Raw genomic sequence first — 19,526 nt, forward strand, 5'->3', positions numbered from 1 at the left:
TTTAGTGTTACATGTAGTCGATAAGTTTATGAAATATGTTGCTTATTTGACCGCTGTAATCCTTGCGTTGCTTGTTGTTTTAGTTGTTTTTGATGCAACAAGCCGTTACCTTTTTTCGCATGGTTCAACTGCACTTCAAGAGCTGGAATGGCACTTTTTTGATGTTGTGATTTTACTCAGCATCGCTTTTACTCTGCGTTATAATGCCCATGTTCGTGTTGATATTTTTTATGACAGATTTTCACCCAAAACACAGGCTTTTATAAACATTGTCTCAGCTCTGTTTTTTGTGCTCCCTCTCTCTTTTTTGATTATTTATATTGGTATAGATTTTGTGGAGATGAGTTTTGTGCAGCATGAAGCATCTTCAGACCCGGGTGGTTTGAAATACCGCTGGATAGTGAAAGCTTTGATGCCGCTAGGTTTTATATTTTTATTATTGCAGGCTCTCAAAGAACTGATAAGTGACATTAAAAAATGGAAGTCGCTATGATTGCGCTTATAATGTTTGCGGCCGCTTTGATTTTACTGCTTTTTGGCATTCCTGTAGCTTTCGCTTTTGGCGGTGTGGCAATGATGTTTGCTTTTTTTATCCCTTCTCTCGGCTTTGATGTTTTTAATATACTGCCGTTTAGAATTTACGGTATTATGAGCAATACAACACTAATGGCTGTACCTCTGTTTATCATGATGGGTTTAATTCTTGAAAAATCAGGCATGGCAGAAAAACTGCTGATTTCTATGAGTTCGCTTTTTAAAAGTGTTCGCGGCGGTTTGGGCGTAAGTGTCGTGCTTGTAGGTGCAATATTAGCGGCTTCTACGGGAATAGTCTCGGCTTCTGTGGTTATGATGAGTGTAATCGCTCTGCCTTTGATGCTGAGTGCGGGCTACAATAAAGGACTGGCATCTGGAACCATAGCTGCCAGCGGAACACTCGGACAAATTATACCGCCTTCGATTATTTTGATTGTCTTGGGTGATGTTATGAGTGTAAGTGTAGGTGATTTGTTTATGGGTGCGGTATTGCCGGGGCTTACGCTTGTTTCGCTCTACATTACATATATTCTTATTCGTGCCTACATTAACAAAGAAGATGCTCCGGCCCTTGTCAGTAAAGAAAAAATAAGTATGTTTGATGTAGTGTCTGCTATAGTTCCACCGCTTCTGTTAATGCTGGCGGTTCTGGGCAGTATCTTTGCAGGTATTGCATCTCCGACTGAATCAGCTGCTTTTGGTGTACTTGGCGGTGTGCTGTTATCGGCATATAACAAAACACTCAATTTTGAGATGATAAAATATGCGCTTTTTGAGACTATGAAACTCAGCGGTATGATTTTTATGATTTTAATCGGTGCGACTGCTTTTAGCCTTGTTTTTAACGAACTCGGCGGAACTGATTTGATTTTGGAGTTTTTCTCGCAGGATATCGGTGATGTCTGGGTGTTTATAGGCGTTGCAATGCTGAGTATTTTTATACTCGGTTTTTTTATAGATTTTATAGAAATAAGTTTTATAATCGTGCCGATTTTAGTGCCTGTAATGGCTGCTTTTGGAATCGACCCGATTTGGTTTGGTGTACTTATAGCTATGAATTTGCAGGCTTCATTTTTAACGCCGCCCTTCGGTCTTTCACTCTTTTTTTTAAAAGGTGCAGCAGGGCAGAGTGTAACAACTCTGGATATATACAAAGGTATTATTCCTTTTATCCTTTTACAGTTGTTAGGGTTGGGGCTTGTCGTTGTTTTTCCTGATTTGGTTTTTGCATTTTTGTAAACGGCTGATTCTTTAAGACATTTTCATTACGATGTCTTCCAAAGAGTTTGCTGTCATTCGCATTCTTTTGCTTATTTCTTTAAGCTGTGTGAGTATCTCTTTTTGTATAAACATTGTTTGAATGCTCTCAGATTTGGCTAGCTTTGCCATTTTTTTGACATACAAATCCATCAGCTCATCATAGGTATCTCTGATTCTTTTTGTATTTTTTGCTGTTTTTTTTGAGTTCTTCTTAAGCGTTTTAAAGCCGGCTGTTAAAAGTTCTGCCTGTAGTTGAATATGCTTGATAATAACACCATATTCTTCATCCAGCTTGTGTATGTTGTAGGCCTGCGTTTCTATGACAAAATGTCTGACACTGATGGCGATCCAGTCAAGCTCTGTAATAACGCGATAAATGGACTCTCTGTCAAAAGGCGTTATAAAAGTGTTGAGAAGTTCTTTCATATTGGTATCACGTACCTCTTTTGCTTTATGCTGGTCTTCAAGAATCGCTTTACAACTTTTAGTGTTGGACTCTAAAAAACATTTATACAGGTCATCTGTAATATCTTTTATAATCATTGAATGTTCATTTAAAGCTGATAAAAAATCGACCTCTTTTGGTAAAATATATTTTTTTATAAATGATGTAATCATGATAAAATCTCCAGTAATTTTATAAGTAAGAAAGAATAGAGTGCTCCAAAAAGCATGGATGTCGGTACATTGACAAGCCAGCCGAGTATGATCTCTGTGGCACGCCTCCATCCTACATGTGATGGTTTTTCAGCAGCTCCGTTTCCAAGCAGCGTCGCCGTTACGACCTGTGTTGTAGAGGTAGGCGCACCAATCATTGTTGCCAAAGTATTTACAAGCGCAGCTCCGAGTTGGTTGGCAACCGAGTGGATGAGTTTTACATGATAAAGCTCAAACCCAAGTGTTTTTATAATGCTCCAACCGCCAAACATCGTTCCAAGTGTTATGGCTGTCGTACACATTAAAATAACCCATAAAGGAATAGAAAAACTTTGTGTTTCATGCGATGCCAAAAGCATCATCCCTATTATTGCCATGCCTTTTTGTGCATCATTCGCACCATGGGAAAATCCGAGCCAGGCAACACTGAAATATTGTGAAACAACAAAAAAAGGACGAATTTTCATTGTAAATCTTTTAAAAACAAAAAAGAAAATTTTCATTGTTAAAAAGCCGATAATAAAACCTAAAAAAGGTGAAGCAAAAAGCCCTGTAACAACTTTCAGAACGCCTGTAAGTTCACCGTTTTGCAGTGCTGTTATACCCCAGTTGATTTGGGCCTCGCCTACTATATAAAGTCCGGCTCCTACAAGTCCGCCTGCAAGTGAATTGGAAGAAGATGAGGGCAGTCCAAAGCGCCATGTAATTAAGTTGTATGTTACAGCGGCCAAAAGAGCTGCAATAACCAATGCTTGTGCATCTCTAAGCGGTGCGTTGGAAATATTAACAAAGGTACCAACTGTGTCGGCAACAGCAAGCCCTGCCAACAGAGGTCCCAAAAAAGTAAAAATACTGACAATGGCTATGGCTACACTCGCTTTCATTGCACGTGAAGCGATGGCGGTAGCAACCATATCGGCAGAATCATGAAAACCGTTTGTAAAGTCAAAAATAAAAACACTGATAACAGTTAAAATAATGAGTATAGTCGTTAAATCCATAATTTATTTTACTCCTTTTTATTTAAATATAGTTATAATAAACTAAAAAAGAGAAAAGATGAGAGATATTTTATATGCCCCGTGGCGGGATGAGTATGTTAGCAAAGAGAAAATTGAAGGTTGTGTTTTTTGTCATATAAGCAGACATGCCGAGGAAGATGAAACTTTACATGTACTATACAGAGATGAATACTGCTTTATCGTTATGAATCGCTATCCTTATACTCCGGGTCATTTTATGATTATTCCTCATTTACATACTGATAAACTTGAAGATTTACCTGCACAAATATGGCTGCACATGTCAAAACTTGCCCAGCAGAGTGTAAGACTTTTAAAAGAAGGTTTTGGTGCTCATGGGGTGAATATCGGGATGAACCTTGGTAAATCTGCAGGTGCAGGAATAGCCGAACATATACATATGCATCTTGTTCCCCGTTGGGAGAGAGACACTAACTTTATTACTGCTATTGGTAATACAAGAGTATACTCAACAGATTTTGAAAAGATTTATAAAAAAATTAAAAGTTTAATCCCAAACTATATAGATATTAAATAAATTTGATGTATACTAAAAAAAACAAAGGATGTAACAATGACAGATGCTGTAATTAAAGAGCTGGCAGTAAGAAAAGCTGAAATTGAAAAAGAGTTAGAGTTACTTTTTAAAGCAAATATGAAAATAACAGACTGGGATGTTCCTGAAGCTGATGATACAGAGGCGGCAGATATCATACTCAATATTATGGAAAAAAAGATACATCAACTTAAGAGTGACGTAAAAGCCGGAAAATACGAAAACTATTAAAAAAAAGGAAAATAAAATGAGCGCACATAAACATAAAGAACATTTAGAAAAAATTAAAGATGCAGTTGTTGAGAGTGATAAACTGGATGAAAAGCAGAAAAGTGACAGTGTAAAAAGAATCGAAGAGTGGATAGAAGAAGATAAAGCTTTTGGAACTTTAAAAGAAGAGTTGCTAAATATTAGTGAGTTTTTTGAAACACTGTTTGCAGAATTAGGGTTGAGTAAATAAGTATAAATGAATCAACTTTCTAGAATTATTGTTGTAGCGTTATTGCTAATTACAATTTTTTTTACGGGCAGTTATATTTACTTGACACACAAAGTAGATACTTTAAAAAATGAAAAGTATCTTGACACAAGTGGAGATATGAGAGATGAACTTCAGAGTTTAATAAAAGAAAAATCTGAAGCCATCTTACTTGTGACCCTTGGACTTTCTGCAAATCAAAATATAAAAAATGTAATAAAAAAGAAACATTACAAAAATATTGGTTTTAACGACTTAAGTATAACACTTCAGCATTACTCGTCATTACAAAATGTCTGGTTTCAACTCATTACACCTGAAGGGAAAAGTTTTTACAGAAGTTGGACTGATAAAAAAGGTGATAATGTGTCGAGTGTACGACAAGATATCAAACAAATAATACTAGAACCCAAAGTTATGTCTACAATTAGCATCGGTAAATATGATATGACTTTTAAGGCGATGGTGCCTATTTTTGATAATGGAAAATTTATAGGTATTATTGAAACTTTGGCGAAATTTTACTCTATTACTCAAAAGTTGAAAAATCATGGCAATGAGTTGTTGATAGTTGTAGATAAAAGCTATAAAAAACAACTAAGTGAAGCATATTCTCAAACTTTTGTAGATGATTATTATATAGCCAATCCATTTGAAAATGAAAAACTTCTGCATATTGTGCAAAAGAGTACAATTGAAAAATATCTCAAAATTACAACCTATATGGTTGATACAGAAAACTCTCTGCTTTTAACAACACTGCAGCTACCCGATATGAATGGAAACCCGATGGGCTATTTCATCATAGCAAAAGATTTGAAAAAGATTGATCTGTCTGAGATTGAACAAGCAAAAAATGGTGTTTTAGAAGTAACTTTATTGATTTTACTATTGATTATTATCCTTTTTTATTATATTTACAGTGCAAACTATAAGCGTTTGATTCAAGAACAAAATGAGATACTTGAATCAAGTGTACAGGAGAAAACAGAAGAGTTGGAATTACAGACGAATGTTTTGACTTTTATTGCATATCATGACCATTTAACGGGATTGGCAAATAAAGTTTTGTTGTTAGACAGAATAGAAGAAGCTATAAAACATGCAAAAACAACAGAAGAACAGTTTAGTGTATTCTTTTTGGATTTAGATAAATTTAAAGAAGTGAATGATACTTACGGGCATGAGATAGGTGATGAATTATTACTGCAAATAAAGAGCAGATTAAAACAATGTATAAAAAGTGATGATACATTAGCAAGACTTGGTGGCGATGAGTTTGCAATACTTCATAAAAATGCTACAAAAATCAGTACAATAAATTTAATAGACAACATATTGATTCGTATGAAAAAACCATTTCATGTGAAAAATATAGAAATATTTACCAGCTTTAGTATTGGTGTGGCTTTGTACCCTCAAGATTCTGCAAAGGCTAATCAGCTTTTGCGAAATGCAGAGACTGCCATGTATAAAGCAAAAGATGATGGTAAAAATACCTATCAGTTTTATGACAAGAAAATGACAGAGATGGCACTGCAAAAAATTCAACTTGATGCAGATATACGAAAAGCATTGAAAAATAAAGAGTTTGTAGCCTATTTTCAACCTAAAATTGATGCAAGAAATGGAAAAGTTGTCGGCTTCGAAACGCTTATCCGTTGGATGCATCCTCAAAAAGGAATGATGGTTCCAGATGAGTTTATTCCATTTTGTGAGGAAACAGGATTAGTTTTAGAAATCGACAAATATATGTTAATCCAATCCATAAAACAGATAATGAAGTGGCAAAAAGAGGGGCTTGAGTTTGGCAAAGTATCAGTCAATGTCTCTACCAAAAAAATAGAGAGTAGTAATTATATAGAGGAACTTACATATATTATTGACAGTTTGCAATTTGATACTAGTGTTTTAGAGCTGGAAATACTTGAGGGTCAAATTATGAAAAATCCACAAAAATCTATTGAAATTTTAAATAAGTTGCGTGATTTAGGTATTTCTATATCTATTGATGATTTTGGAACAGGATATTCATCATTATCTTATCTGAAAAAATTGCCGGTGACTAAAATAAAAATTGACCGTAGTTTTGTGATAGATTTGCCTACGAGTAAAGATGATGTGGCAATAGTGAGAACAATTATAAATTTGGCTGAAAATTTAAAGCTTGAAATAATTGCAGAAGGAGTGGAAAAGAGAGAGCAACTTGACTTTTTAGTGAATGAAGGCTGTTATAATATCCAAGGATATTATTTTTCAAGACCGCTGCCTGCTGACGAATGTAAAGAGTTTATAATTGCACATTCTAAAGGAAAATAGTATAAATATGCAAATGGTTGTAGATTCCCTGAGACAAAAGGGGAAAATATTTAAAAAAATGCAGGAGATTTCTCCAAAAGAACTGGACATAAGAAATAAAATAAAAATATATAAAGCAACAGATGTTCATGGTTATTTTTGGGCTATTTTTTCTGTGAGTCAAAAGAGTAGAATACTTATGAAAGATGTGCATAGATTTGAAGAAATTTATGCAAAACTGACACTTTTCTGTGAACATAATTTTAAATATAAAGTTATTTTTATAGATGCGCCTTTGTGCTCTAAAGCTGCAAAAGCCTTTAAAGAAGCAGGCTGGAAAATTCAGTAATGCTGTTGTGTGATATAGGCAATACTTCATATCATTTTCTTGATGGAAGTAGAGAATACAAACAGGATGTCAAAACTTTCGATCCTTCATCTATAAAAGAAAAAGTATATTTTATTTGTGTGAATAACACTTTACATGTAAGGTTGAAATCTTTGTCAAACTGGATAGATTTATCTGAGTATATTGATAAAGAGAAATATTATAAAACAATGGGAATTGACAGAATCTTTGCAGTAGAATCAGTTTCAAACGGTATTATCATTGATGCCGGGAGTGCTGTGACTGTTGATGTTGTAAAAAATGACGAATTTATGGGCGGTTTTATTTATCCGGGAATCAAAGCGATGCAAAAAACTTATGAAAATATTTCTCCCGCATTGGCATATTCATTTAACTTTGAGTGTGACTTGGATATAATGCCAAAAAATTCACAAGATGCGATAAGTTACGGATACTTAAAAACGCTTTATTGTGAAGTGATGTCTCATCAACTGCCTATTATTTTGACAGGCGGAAATGCATTGGAATTTAAAAAAATATTTCCTGATGCGAAGATTGATACAGCATTGATTTTTCATGCTATGAAAAAGATTATAAAAGAAAACGAGGATAGACTATGTTAACAGTTGCATTGCCAAAAGGTCGTATTGCCAAAGAGACTTTAGAAATTTTTGAAACTATTTTTGGTGAGGGTTTTAAATTTGATGACAGAAAATTAATACTAGAGACTCCAAAGTTTCGTTTTTTACTGGTTCGTAATCAGGATGTTGCAACCTATGTGTATCATCAAGCAGCCGATATCGGTGTAGTAGGGCTTGACACGTTAGAAGAGCAGGGGCTTGACGTAGTGCGTCTGCTTGATTTGCGTCGCGGAGTCTGTAAAGTTGCCATAGGAATGCGAAAAGGCGAAAAGCTTGACCTTACAAAACCTGAACTCAAAGTAGCATCAAAAATGGTCAACATTACAAAGCGTTACTTTGAAGAGAGAGCGGTAAGTGTAGAAATCATTAAGCTTTACGGTTCAATCGAACTTGCACCTTTAATCGGTCTTGCGGATATGATAGTCGACATTGTAGAAACCGGAACAACTATGAAACAAAACGGCTTGGAAGTTGTGCAGGACATTATGACAAGTTCTACTTACCTTATAGCAAACAAGAACAGTTACATCAGTAAAAAAGATGAAGTTTTAGATATTTATGAAAAAATAAATGAAGTTATAAAAGCAGAAAATGACTAATCTCGACCTGTATGCCAAAGCCGAACACCTTTTAGGTATAGAAGAAGCGACAGAAGCGCTTTATGATTTGTACCGCTCAGAGCTTGATGAATACAATGTAAAAACACTGCTTGATGTCGGCTGTGGACGCGGCGGATTTATGCAGCGAATGATAAGTGACGGCGTTACATGTAAAGGTGTCGATTTAAGTGCTGTGATGGTTAAAGAGTGCCAAGCACAGGGACTTGACGCTGAGTGTATAGATGTAAAAGAGATTGAGGGCAAATTTGATGCGGTTGTAAGTATTTTTGATGTACTCAATTTTATGGATAAAGAGGCTCTTGTTGCATTTTTGGAGACAATAGCAGACAAACTTAATGATGAGGGTATATTTATAGCAGATATCAATACTCTCTACGGCTTTAGCGATGTTGCAGAGGGCACAATGAGCAGTGAAAGTGAAAATGAATTTTTAAGTGTGGATGCCGTATTTGAAAACAATGAACTCCACACCAGGTTTACACTTTTTGAAAAAAATGATGATGGCAACTATACAAAGCATCAGGATACAATCGTGCAGTATTTTCATAAAATACAAACATTTCAAAACCTTTCAGGTCTCAAGCTTGTAGAAAAACAGACTTTTTCACTCTATGACACTGAAGATAAGACACTTTTAATCTTTAAAAGACGATAATTGAAGTATATAAACACAGGAGAAAAAATGAGTAAACATAAAACAAAACTTTCAAAAATATTTGAACATCCAATGTCTGGAAATATTGACAGCAAAAAGCTTCTTTCAGCGTTAGAGCATTATGGTGCAAAAATTGATTTAAACAAAGAACATCGTGCAATTATTCACCTTAATGGGAAAGAACATTCAATGACACTTTCACACAGACCGGAATTATCCAAAGATGCTATTGTAAAACTTCGTCACTTTTTAGAGAGTGTCGGTCTTACTCCAGACAAGCTATAATATTAAAATACTATAGCTTCATAAACATAAAGCGTTGCATCTTTGCAATGCTCGGGTGCAATACCCGCTTTTTCCACACAACAACTTCTGACAAACTGTTCTTTATCCCATCCCATATCTGTTGCTACCTGTGGTAAATATGTGCCGTTTGTTGAACCGTATTCAACATATATACCATGTTTGCCGACAACCACATCATCAATAGAATTTACTTTTTTTCTCGGCGTAAGCACTGAAATTTCAATTTCTATATTGTCAAGTTCTTCTTTTGTTACAGGATTAAAACGTGTATCATACCGTGAAGCGGATATGGCCATATCTATAATGACTTTGTACAGAGGCTCATCAGGTTCAAATCGACCTATGCAGCCTCTTAGCATGCCGTTTTCTTTGAGTGTGACAAAGGCACCGAGATGGAGTTTGAATTTATCAGGCAGTTTGCTCTCATCAAGTGCTATTTTTTGATTATTTATAACAGCTTCATAAAGTGCCGTTTTTGCTATCTCTTTTAAAGCTTTTTTTTCTTCATCCGTGAGGTAAAATTCATCTGTATTCATAATAATACTCCTTTAAAAGGAATATCTTACACTATTTTTTCTTAGAAATTGAATAAACTGTTCGTTTGGTAGAGGTTTAGAACAATAATAGCCCTGTAGATAGGTACATTTTTTTTCTTTTAAAAATAGATATTGTTCCTGCGTTTCAACGCCTTCGGCAACTACCTCAAAATTAAAAGTTTGCGCAATCATTAAAATGGCACTGATTAACTCTTTATCATCTACATCATTTTGAATATCCATGACAAAGGATTTGTCAATTTTGAGTGTTGTAAATGGAAGTTTTTTAAGATATGACAAAGAAGAGTATCCTGTGCCAAAATCATCTATTGAAATACTGACTCCCAAATCTCGCAATTTTTGCATTCTTGTACTGACAGTTTTAAGGTTTTCAACTAGTGCCGATTCAACTAATTCCAGTTCTAAACAGCTAGGTTTTATATTTGTCTTTTTTATAATTGAATCTACATCATGTAAAAAATTTGAATTTTCAAACTGGTGCGCGCTGATATTTACGGCTATTTTTTGAAGTTCTATAACGCCTGTAAACTCTTTTTGCCATGCAACAAATTGTTTTAGTGCTGTTTGTAAAACCCATTTACCTATTTCTAAAATCAATCCGCTTTCTTCTGCAATAGGTATAAATTCATCTGGATAAACATCATTGAATTTCGGTGTATTCCATCGCAGCAGTGCCTCAGCACCTATGACTTTTGACGTAGCGAAATCTATAATAGGCTGATAGTGAAGTTCTAGTTCTTGATTTTTTACAGCATCTCTGAGGCCGTTTTCTATAGCCATTCGTCTGCTTATCCATTCATCCATCTTGTGTTGATAAAATTTTGTGGTATTTCTGCCTGCTTTTTTAGCCTCATACATAGCAATGTCGGCATATTTTAAAATATCATCCGGACTTTGTGATCCATTTCCTATAAAAGCAATCCCCAGACTTGCCGATACATTGAGTGTGAGATCATTTATCTTAAAACTTTTAGATAAAATATTGTGTATTTTTTCTGCGATGCGTTCCGCATTTGTAGCTGCAAATTGCATTTCATTGGCTAAATCCGGTAATAAAATAACGAATTCATCTCCGCCGATTCTTGCTATGGTGTCTTCAACTCTAATGACATCTTTTAATCTATGGGCAGTTTGGATAAGAAGTTCATCACCTACAGCATGTCCAAGTGAATCATTGATATTTTTAAAATGATCCAAATCTAAAAAAATAACACCAAAAATAATATTATGCCGTTTATAACGAATGATCTCTTGTTCTATTTTTTCCAATAGTAAAGAACGATTTGCAATATCTGTTAAGGTGTCATGTTTTGCCTGATGTTCAAACTGGAGCTGTGTTTGTATTCTGTGTGTAATATCGGTAACGATTCCTATGCCGCCTATAACATTATTGTTTATATCTTTGAGTGGCGATGTGTTCATACTTATCCATAGATTTTTTTGCTTAAATTTTGTTGTGTATTGGCCCTCATAAAATCCTTCGATATTATCTAAAGGAGCTTGAAGTGATGGAAATATTCTCTGATCTGGCAGAGTATGCAAATCAAGACTGATTAAAAACTCTTGTGAGGCTTCTAAGAAATTCATAAATTCTTGATTGACTTCATGAATAATCATATTTGTATCATACATAAAAATTCCAAGAGGAGCCTGCTTAAAAACTGTTTTAAAGCGATTCTCGGATATTGATAGTTCTGCTGCTGTTTTTTTATACATCTGTTTAGAGATTAAAATATTTAAATAATTTTTATAAAATTCTTTTGCTATGTATAGCATAAGTATTAAGTATAAAAACACAAGAAATGCGATTGAATTATAGAGTAGTGTATTTTGCATTAAAAGTTTTATAATTAACGGGGTTAAAATAAAAACTAAAAACAGTTGTACGGCACGGATTAAGGAAGAGAGACTACTGACACCTCCCGCACTTAAGCCGGATATAATGATAATGAGTGCCGCTTGATGCAGAGGACTTTGTTGCACAAAAAATAAAAATGGTGTCAGTCCAAATAAAATAGAAGAAACAATAAGTCCACCATAAAATATTTGTTTCCATCGTTGTATACTGAATTTATGATTATTTTTTTTATAAAGTTTGTAGGAAAAAAATCGAAGAAGGGAAACAGAACTTATTAAAAAATACCAGACTAACAGTTCTTTATTATTGACATGGTTATAAAAGATTCCAACAAGGACAGTAGCGTTTATGAAGGCACCAGATGACGAGATTTTGAGATTATTATAGGCATTGTCTATGAGTTGTGTACCATATAAATTCAAAAAATAATCCTCTTGCTAATTATTAGTAAGAATTATGCCTCATTATCTATTATTCAACCCTGAAGTCTAAATATAATTTCATGAAATATATTTTACATATCTTTTACAAATTAATACTACACTCTTTAAATGAAAAATAAAATAAAACTTCTAAAACAAGAGATAGCAAAAGGCGTAATCGGTCATAAAGATATGATTGATGCTCTGCTGATTGGACTTATGACAAATGGGCATATACTGCTTGAAGGTGTTCCCGGTCTTGCCAAAACAACGGCTGTCAATGCTATAGCCAAAGCATTGAGTCTAGAGTTTAAACGTGTGCAGTTTACTCCTGATTTATTGCCTTTAGACATTATTGGAGCAGAAATTTATGATGTAAAGTCCGGAGACTTTAAAATCAAATATGGACCTGTCTTTACAAATTTACTTTTGGCTGATGAGATAAACAGAGCTCCGGCAAAAGTACAATCGGCACTCTTAGAAGTTATGCAGGAAAGACAGGTTACTATAGGTGACAGCAGTTTTAAAATCCAGAATCCGTTTTTAGTGCTCGCAACCCAAAATCCGATTGAACAAGAAGGTGCATACACTTTGCCTGAAGCACAATTAGACCGCTTTATGTTTAAAGTAGTCGTTGGCTACAACACAGAGGATGAAGAGTATGAAATAGCACAAAAAGTTGCCAATGACACTTTTGAACCTATAAATCCGGTCATCTTTGCTGATGAGTTGCAACAAATTAAAGAAGAAGTTAAAGCTGTCCATATTGAAGAGGAATTGAGTGCCTACATTGTAAAACTTGTTTTTACAACAAGAGATCCAAAAAAATACGGCCTTGAAGAGTTAGAACGTTATATAGCATTTGGTGCAAGCCCGCGTGCAACCATCGACATGTTAAAGGCTGTAAAGGCAAGAGCGTATTTACGAGGTCATGATTTCGTCTCTCCTATCGATATTGCACTGACTATAAAAGATGTATTGCGACACCGCATAATTTTAAGCTATGATGCCATTGCCGAGGGGTTGAGCAGTGATGATATTATTCAAAAAATATTAGAATCTATAGAAATACCATAATAATATGCTAAAAACACTTTTCAAATCCAATAAGAAACTGGCATTAATTCTTATTAAAACACAAAGGGAAGTCTTTAGTAAAATTACAGGCGACAATACCAGCAAAAGAAGAGGAGAGGGCTATGATTTTATAGAACTCAGAGAGTATGAAAGCTGTGATGATATAAGACATATAGATTGGATAGTAAGTTCCAAAATAGGCAAGCCCTATGTAAAACTTTTTCATCAGCAGCGAGAATTAAATGTAGTAATCGCTCCTCTTTTATGCGGTTCGCTCCATTTTGGAACAACAGCGCTAAAAAAAGATTTACTGACTCAGATTTGCGCGTTAATCAGTTACAGCTGTGTGAAACAAAATGACCCGTTTGAAAGTTATATTTGCAGTGATGAAGTGTTTTTGTGTACTCAAAAAACAAAACAGAAGTTTGGTGTGAGAACCTTGGTAGAAAAAATTGATGCTTATGACGTCCTTGGAAAAACATTGGATTATGTACAGATAACACAGACTCTTTATACACAGTTGCAGCATAAGAGTATTCTGTTTTTAATCGGTGATTTTTTTGATACGCAAAACTTAAATATTAAGGCATTAAGTCTGAAACATGAGGTGATAGTTATTATTGTGCGTGATCGTTTTGAAGAACATCCTGCCCAGCTGGGCGAGCTCAATATTACTGACCCTGCTCTAGGTATGAGTGCGGATATGACTTTAAATAAAGCGACTCTCAAGTCTTATACAAAAAAAATATTTGAACACGATAATGAGTTATATAAAAAATTACAAAGAGCAGGCATTCGTTTTATTAAAATTTATACGGATGAGGATCCGGCTGAAAAAATCATTAGCTTAATGAGCAGAATATGAAACAGCTCAATATAAATGATATTTTTCCTCTCGAAACAGTACCGGACAACTCTTTGAGTCTATTTCTATTGTCTTTAGTCTTATGTGTAGTAATTGTTTTGATACTTTACTTTTTTTATAAAAAAAGAGTGCAAAAAAATAAAAAAGACGAAGCATATTACTTGAATATATTGCTGCATTCAAATTTTTATAATGTAAAACAAAGTGCTTATCTGTTTACATATTATGGAAGAAGGTTGGCAAAAACAAAAGAGCAGAAAAAAGAACTTGAGAGCATAATTTCTCAACTTTATATCTATAAGTATCAACAAAAATCGCTTAATATACCTGAAAAACTACAAAAGGAAATAAGAAAATTTTTAGATGAATTAAGAGACTTTTATGCTTGATTCATTTAGTTTTACATATCCTCTTTTTTTATTGTTACTGCCTTTGTTTATACTCAGTGCTTTACTCTTTAAGCAAGAGAAAGAATCCTACTATATGCCGCATTTTTATCAACTGCTGCCTCACGCAAATAAAAAACATTATGTAAGAGAAATTTTAAAATGGACAATGTTTACATGTATGATTTTTGCATTAAGCGACCCGATTATAACGAAAAAAATAAAAGCAGTAAAAAGCAATGCCGTTGATATAGTTTTGGCATTGGACACCAGCGATTCTATGAGCACTTACGGCTTTAATGAAAAAAAGTACAAGCAAAGCAGATTGAATGTCGTAAAAGAGGTCGTGCAAAATTTTATAAATTCAAGAGTGAAAGACAGAATAGGACTGGTGGTTTTTGGTACAACTGCAGGTATAGCCTCTCCTTTGAGTTTTGATAAAGAAGCTCAAAAAAATATAGTTGGCAACATTAACGTGGGAGTGCTTGGAAAAAGTACAGCATTAATTGATGGTATAGTTTCTTCCATACAGCTTTTGAAAAATTCAAAAAGTAAATCGAAGATTATTATTCTGCTTAGTGACGGGGAGGATTCTGCAAGTAAAATACCGCTTGAATTTGCTTTGAAATTGGCAAAAAAGTACAATATAAAAATATACACGATAACTATAGACAAAAGTTACAGCGATATGATGAAAGTGATTGCAAATAAAAACGGTGCAAAAAACTTTGAGGTACAAAATAAAGAAGATTTAGTAAAAGTATACAAAAGTATTGATAGCTTAGAAAAGAGTGAGCTGGAATATAATACTCTGAGTGTGCATGAACATATATATTTTTATTTTTTAATTATATCGCTGTCATGTGCTGCGGCGCTTCTGCCATATGTTAAAAACAGAGGAGTGCTGTAATGTTTTTTTTATACAGTTATGCACTCTATTTTTTGCTTATTCCTATGCTACTCTTTGTTCTCTCTTTCAAAAAAACGAAAAATTCTATGGAAAACATTTTTTCGCAAGCAGTGATTAAGCAGCTCGCATTAAACACACAATTACTGAAAACTTCGGCCCGTTACAGATATTTTTTACTGGTTATGGCTCTTATGATTATAGCTCTGGCTCGTCCTGTTTATTTGAAACAAAATGCAGTTACAAAACAGATGAGCAGTTCTGCGGTTATTGCTCTTGATGTGTCAAAATCTATGCATGCATCAGACATCTATCCAAGCCGTTTAGGTTTAGCCAGACTAAAACTTTTAAAATTCATCCAAAAAGCGAATAACTTACATGTAGGCATACTTATATTTGCAAAAAATTCCTATATGCTTTACCCACTAAGCGAAGATACACAGGCATTGGCATATATGCTCAAAAATGCCGATATCAAGCAGAAACTAGAACCAAATACCAATCTCTTTGGAGTGCTTGAATCAGGTAAAAAAATGCTGGAGAAAGAAAAAACAAAAAATATAATTCTACTCACTGACGGCGGTGAAGACGTCAGCCGGGCAGATGAAATCTCTTATATTTTGAAAAATCATTTAAAGCTTTATGCAATTGATTTTGGTCCCAAACCGAATAATTCTTTAAAAAATATGACGCAAAAAAGTGAAGGGTATTATATGAAATATCAATGGACACAAAGTGATATTGAGGGCATTTTAGACGCCATACAAAAGAGCTCTCAAAAAATAATTACAAGTGAATATAATATGAAGCAGTATCAAGAATTGTTTGTGTACCCTTTGGGCACTGCATTATTGATACTCTATTTTGTTTTTATTATAGGCTTGAAGCAAAAGTATATAGTGAAACTTTCGTTGTTAGTCGGTCTGATGCAACTGACTCTTTTAAGTGCTCCTGCAAGTGCCGGTGTTTTTGACTTTATAAAATTACAAAAGGCACACTCATACTATGAGCAAAAGCAGTATGAAAAAGCAATCCAACACTATAAAGAGCTAACACCGACAAGCGAAGTAAATTACAATATTGCCAATGCTTTATACAAACAGCACAAGTATTTAAAAGCTGTAATTTCTTATAAACGTGCTCTATCAACAGATAAGCTGCTTAACGCAAAAATTTTTTATAATATCGGAAACTGTTATGTCCAAAGAGACAAACTGGAGTTGGCAAAGTCTAATTTTGAGCACTCTTTACAACTGCATCTCTTTAAGCAGACAAAAAACAATTTACAAATAATCACGCAGGAGCTGAAAAAAAGAAAAAAACTGAAAAAAATTTTTAACAGAGGCTCGGCAAAAGTATGTTTTAAAAATACGCTTGAACAACGCAACAATGATTATAAAGTCAGTTCAAAATATAAGATAAAACTGCAGAAGTTAGTCTTGTCGGAGGAAGAAAAGTGGATAAAAATAATACAAAAGCAAAAAACTCCGGTTTTCTTACAAAAAATTCAGATAAAAAGGATGAGTGATGATGCGCAAAAACCTTGGTAATATAATTTTTCTGCTGCTTTTTATCTATTTTGATGCGCATGCATGGGTTAAAACATTTGCTCCCCAATATATTATGAAAACAGAAGCATTGGAGTTTACTGTCGTTGCCAAGGGCTTTAATGTCAAATTTCCCAAGGTAGAATATATAGACGGATATGTGGTAAAACATATTAAGACTTCACATGAAGCGGTGATAATCAATGCCAAAAAAGCAGACAAGTTGAGTAAAATATACTCTTTGACTCCAGACAAGGATGTTACATTACCCGCTTTTAATATAGAAGTGGATGGCAAGGTTGAAAAAACACAACCCTTACATGTAACAGTGAAAAAACTCACCCAAACACGTTCACCAGATTATAAACTCAGTATGGACATAAGCAATAAAACTCCTATGGTAGGAGAAAAATTGACATTACATGTAAAGCTTGTATATAAAGATTTGCAAGATTATGATCTCTTTACACCTGTCTTTAATGATTTTTCACTGCAAGAACTCAGTGACAAAGAGTATAAAAATGACAAAGGCGAATGGGTAGAAGAGATTGTTTATGATATAGCACCTCAAAGAAGTGGTACATTTGTTTTATACCCGGCAAAAGCCAAGATAGAACTCTCAATTCCAAAACATAAAAAACGCAATATTTATTCTAATGCCCTTACACTCTCAGTAACAGTGATTCCGAACAACCTTTCTATTGTCGGATCCTATGAACTCAATGCGAGTGTCAATACAAAATTCATTCATAAAAATCAGCCGGTAAAATTTACACTTTATCTACAAGGCAGCGGCAATATCAATAATTTTGATGATTTGAATATTAGAGTGCCGGGTGCGACTGTATATGAAAAAAGTACAAAAAAACTGCATAAAGGACAACGTGACATCTATCAAAAAAGCTTTGAAATAGTTTCAGATAAAAATTTTACTATTCCCTCTGTTTCATTGCAATATTTTGATATTAAAGAGAAAAAAATAAAAAACATAAATACCCAGGCTTTTGCTATTACTGTAAAAGATTCTGTGCGTGTAAAAACAACAACTAAAGAGGAGAAACTTACTATTATGGAAAAAATACTTTATTTTATGTCGGGAGTATTTGTAACACTGTTTTTAATTTACATGTATAAAGTATTGAAAAATACTAAAACAACTGATAAACAAAAAAGAGTCAAAAAAGAGCTGCAAAATATTCAGTCAAAAGAGGAATTTTTGAAAAAAGTCGTGCCGTATTTAGGGAAAGACAGATCATTAAATCGTTTAATATATACTCTTGAGAATGTAGAAAATTTTGAATTTAAGAAACTAAAAAAAGAGATAATTACTTATATTTGCAAATAAGAGTATTTATAGCAACATTATGTTGCTATAAAATTAGTTTAACTCCGGTTTAGGAGTATTGTCATTTGTAGCTGGAAGCATTGGCAATTTCACATATGGTTTTTTACCATCAAGTGCACCTAAAAATGCTTCTATAGATTTAGCCTGCTTGTCACTGATGTTAGCTCCAAGTTGAATGCGACCCATCTCTTTGATTGCATCTTTGAGTGTTGGTATCATACCGTTGTGAAAGTATGGAGCAGTTTGGGTTACATTTCTAAGTGTCGGAACTTTTACCATACCGTTGGCATCCCCTTTAAAGTCCCCTACGTTCATATATTTGTATTTTGCAACTACATTAAAGGCATTCATTCCACCGCCAATACCAACACCGTTATGACATGATGCACAACCAACTTGAATGAAAGTTTTTAAACCTTCTTTTTGCTTTTTCGTCATGGCATTTTCATCGCCGTTCATAAATGCGTCAAAAGGAGCAGGTGTTACAAGTGTTCTCTCAAACAACCCGATAGTGTCAGCCACTTTTTTAAATGTGATTTTTACATTTTTGCCGTATGCTTTTTGAAATTCTTTCACATATGCAGGCATAGAAGTTACTACTGCAACGACATGCTCTTGTGTAGCAGCCATTTCAGGAGCCGCTTGGATAGGACCTTGAGCCTGATCTTCTACGTCTGGACTTCTACCATCCCAAAACTGTTTGTCATTAAACACTGCATTATATACAGTCGGAGAGCTCAGGTGATGCGGGTTAGCTGTCCATTTGTGACCGACTGCCGCCTGCATACCGTCATCGCCGCCTTTGCTTAGGTTGTGACAAGTATTACAAGAGATAAGACCACTTTTGGAAAGTCTCGGGTCAAAGTAAAGTTTTTTACCAAGTTCTACTTTAGCTTTTGTAATAGGGTTTTTTGGATTGTCAATTAATTTTAACAGTTTACTTGCTTCTGTTGGAATTGGTGCAAGTCCTGCATTTTTTGCATCTTGAACCAATGAGCTTGCCATGAGTGAAGCCGCTGTAAGTGTTAGAGCTACGATTTTTTTCATTTTATTTTCCTTCTGGGATGTATTTATAAAATTGTAGCAGAAAATATCTTAAAGGAAAATAATTATCTTTTAAGGAATTTTAGCTTTTCTGGCTCTTTGGAAGCAAGGTTTTCAAATGCTAAAGCGTGACTTAGAAAAA

22 protein-coding genes are annotated in these 19,526 nt (G+C 34.3%); 17 read left to right on the forward strand and 5 right to left on the reverse strand.

What is annotated here, in order from left to right:
* Window positions 1-4: 4 nt before the first annotated feature.
* Together SAUT_RS04820 and SAUT_RS04825 are read left to right on the forward strand one after the other, a co-directional pair.
* Window positions 5-493 carry a TRAP transporter small permease subunit gene (locus tag SAUT_RS04820; protein WP_013326750.1) on the forward strand — a complete coding sequence of 163 codons (489 nt, stop codon included), beginning with the start codon at window positions 5-7 and terminating at the stop codon, window positions 491-493.
* Window positions 490-1,773, forward strand: coding sequence for a TRAP transporter large permease (locus SAUT_RS04825; RefSeq protein ID WP_013326751.1), 1,284 nt, complete (start codon window positions 490-492; stop codon window positions 1,771-1,773). Before SAUT_RS04820 ends, SAUT_RS04825 begins: the two co-directional genes overlap by 4 nt.
* A gap of 12 nt (window positions 1,774-1,785) precedes the next feature.
* Here SAUT_RS04825 and SAUT_RS04830 read toward each other — a convergent pair whose 3' ends face one another.
* Together SAUT_RS04830 and SAUT_RS04835 are read right to left on the reverse strand one after the other, a co-directional pair.
* Entirely contained in the window at window positions 1,786-2,412 is a 627-nt protein-coding gene (locus SAUT_RS04830) for a DUF47 domain-containing protein (protein ID WP_013326752.1), read from the reverse strand.
* Entirely contained in the window at window positions 2,409-3,452 is a 1,044-nt protein-coding gene (locus SAUT_RS04835; protein WP_013326753.1) for an inorganic phosphate transporter, read from the reverse strand. Before SAUT_RS04835 ends, SAUT_RS04830 begins: the two co-directional genes overlap by 4 nt.
* 58 nt (window positions 3,453-3,510) lie before the next feature.
* On the opposite strand from SAUT_RS04835, the gene SAUT_RS04840 reads away from it, so the two are divergent.
* From SAUT_RS04840 to SAUT_RS04880, 9 genes are read left to right on the forward strand one after another with little or no spacing between them, the layout of a single operon-like run.
* Window positions 3,511-4,011: an HIT family protein gene (locus SAUT_RS04840; protein WP_013326754.1), complete on the forward strand. Its 501-nt coding sequence runs from the start codon at window positions 3,511-3,513 to the stop codon at window positions 4,009-4,011.
* A gap of 36 nt (window positions 4,012-4,047) precedes the next feature.
* Complete coding sequence (locus SAUT_RS04845; protein ID WP_013326755.1) at window positions 4,048-4,260, forward strand: hypothetical protein; 213 nt, start codon at window positions 4,048-4,050, stop codon at window positions 4,258-4,260.
* A gap of 16 nt (window positions 4,261-4,276) precedes the next feature.
* Window positions 4,277-4,489, forward strand: a complete 213-nt coding sequence (locus SAUT_RS04850; RefSeq protein ID WP_013326756.1) for a hypothetical protein — start codon at window positions 4,277-4,279, stop codon at window positions 4,487-4,489.
* 6 nt (window positions 4,490-4,495) lie between these two features.
* Window positions 4,496-6,826, forward strand: a complete 2,331-nt coding sequence (locus SAUT_RS11030; RefSeq protein ID WP_013326757.1) for a bifunctional diguanylate cyclase/phosphodiesterase — start codon at window positions 4,496-4,498, stop codon at window positions 6,824-6,826.
* 7 nt (window positions 6,827-6,833) lie between these two features.
* Window positions 6,834-7,154 (forward strand): hypothetical protein, encoded by a 321-nt coding sequence (locus SAUT_RS04860; protein WP_013326758.1) that lies wholly within the window; start codon window positions 6,834-6,836, stop codon window positions 7,152-7,154.
* Window positions 7,154-7,777: a type III pantothenate kinase gene (locus SAUT_RS04865; protein WP_013326759.1), complete on the forward strand. Its 624-nt coding sequence runs from the start codon at window positions 7,154-7,156 to the stop codon at window positions 7,775-7,777. Before SAUT_RS04860 ends, SAUT_RS04865 begins: the two co-directional genes overlap by 1 nt.
* Window positions 7,771-8,394 carry an ATP phosphoribosyltransferase gene (hisG, locus tag SAUT_RS04870; protein WP_013326760.1) on the forward strand — a complete coding sequence of 208 codons (624 nt, stop codon included), beginning with the start codon at window positions 7,771-7,773 and terminating at the stop codon, window positions 8,392-8,394. The genes SAUT_RS04865 and hisG overlap by 7 nt, the downstream gene beginning before the upstream one ends.
* A complete protein-coding gene (locus tag SAUT_RS04875; protein WP_013326761.1) occupies window positions 8,387-9,070 on the forward strand; it encodes an SAM-dependent methyltransferase in 684 nt (227 codons plus the stop codon). The genes hisG and SAUT_RS04875 overlap by 8 nt, the downstream gene beginning before the upstream one ends.
* A 27-nt stretch (window positions 9,071-9,097) precedes the next feature.
* The gene (locus tag SAUT_RS04880) at window positions 9,098-9,355 is read left to right on the forward strand and encodes a hypothetical protein (RefSeq protein ID WP_013326762.1); all 258 of its coding nucleotides are present in this window, start codon (window positions 9,098-9,100) and stop codon (window positions 9,353-9,355) included.
* A 2-nt stretch (window positions 9,356-9,357) separates the two neighbouring features.
* On the opposite strand, the gene amrA is transcribed toward SAUT_RS04880, so the two are convergent.
* The gene (gene amrA, locus SAUT_RS04885) at window positions 9,358-9,912 is read right to left on the reverse strand and encodes an AmmeMemoRadiSam system protein A (RefSeq protein ID WP_013326763.1); all 555 of its coding nucleotides are present in this window, start codon (window positions 9,910-9,912) and stop codon (window positions 9,358-9,360) included.
* 12 nt (window positions 9,913-9,924) lie between these two features.
* On the reverse strand, window positions 9,925-12,213 hold the full coding sequence (locus SAUT_RS04890) for a sensor domain-containing protein (RefSeq protein WP_013326764.1): 2,289 nt from the start codon (window positions 12,211-12,213) through the stop codon (window positions 9,925-9,927).
* Window positions 12,214-12,342: 129 nt separating this feature from the next.
* On the opposite strand from SAUT_RS04890, the gene SAUT_RS04895 reads away from it, so the two are divergent.
* The 6 genes from SAUT_RS04895 to SAUT_RS04920 all read left to right on the forward strand — a co-directional run bounded on the left by SAUT_RS04895 (window position 12,343) and on the right by SAUT_RS04920 (window position 18,340).
* Complete coding sequence (locus SAUT_RS04895) at window positions 12,343-13,290, forward strand: AAA family ATPase (protein ID WP_013326765.1); 948 nt, start codon at window positions 12,343-12,345, stop codon at window positions 13,288-13,290.
* A gap of 4 nt (window positions 13,291-13,294) precedes the next feature.
* Window positions 13,295-14,155: a DUF58 domain-containing protein gene (locus SAUT_RS04900; RefSeq protein ID WP_013326766.1), complete on the forward strand. Its 861-nt coding sequence runs from the start codon at window positions 13,295-13,297 to the stop codon at window positions 14,153-14,155.
* Window positions 14,156-14,283: 128 nt separating this feature from the next.
* The gene (locus SAUT_RS04905; protein WP_169302250.1) at window positions 14,284-14,544 is read left to right on the forward strand and encodes a hypothetical protein; all 261 of its coding nucleotides are present in this window, start codon (window positions 14,284-14,286) and stop codon (window positions 14,542-14,544) included.
* Window positions 14,537-15,451 carry a VWA domain-containing protein gene (locus SAUT_RS04910; protein WP_013326768.1) on the forward strand — a complete coding sequence of 305 codons (915 nt, stop codon included), beginning with the start codon at window positions 14,537-14,539 and terminating at the stop codon, window positions 15,449-15,451. Before SAUT_RS04905 ends, SAUT_RS04910 begins: the two co-directional genes overlap by 8 nt.
* Window positions 15,451-16,998: a VWA domain-containing protein gene (locus tag SAUT_RS04915; RefSeq protein WP_013326769.1), complete on the forward strand. Its 1,548-nt coding sequence runs from the start codon at window positions 15,451-15,453 to the stop codon at window positions 16,996-16,998. The genes SAUT_RS04910 and SAUT_RS04915 overlap by 1 nt, the downstream gene beginning before the upstream one ends.
* Window positions 16,976-18,340: a BatD family protein gene (locus SAUT_RS04920; protein WP_013326770.1), complete on the forward strand. Its 1,365-nt coding sequence runs from the start codon at window positions 16,976-16,978 to the stop codon at window positions 18,338-18,340. Before SAUT_RS04915 ends, SAUT_RS04920 begins: the two co-directional genes overlap by 23 nt.
* A gap of 33 nt (window positions 18,341-18,373) precedes the next feature.
* Here the strand turns inward: SAUT_RS04920 and SAUT_RS04925 are convergent, their stop codons facing one another.
* Window positions 18,374-19,387, reverse strand: a complete 1,014-nt coding sequence (locus tag SAUT_RS04925) for a cytochrome-c peroxidase (RefSeq protein ID WP_013326771.1) — start codon at window positions 19,385-19,387, stop codon at window positions 18,374-18,376.
* Window positions 19,388-19,526: the final 139 nt, after the last annotated feature.

The organism is Sulfurimonas autotrophica DSM 16294, from assembly GCF_000147355.1.
Classification (GTDB): Bacteria; Campylobacterota; Campylobacteria; order Campylobacterales; family Sulfurimonadaceae; genus Sulfurimonas; species Sulfurimonas autotrophica.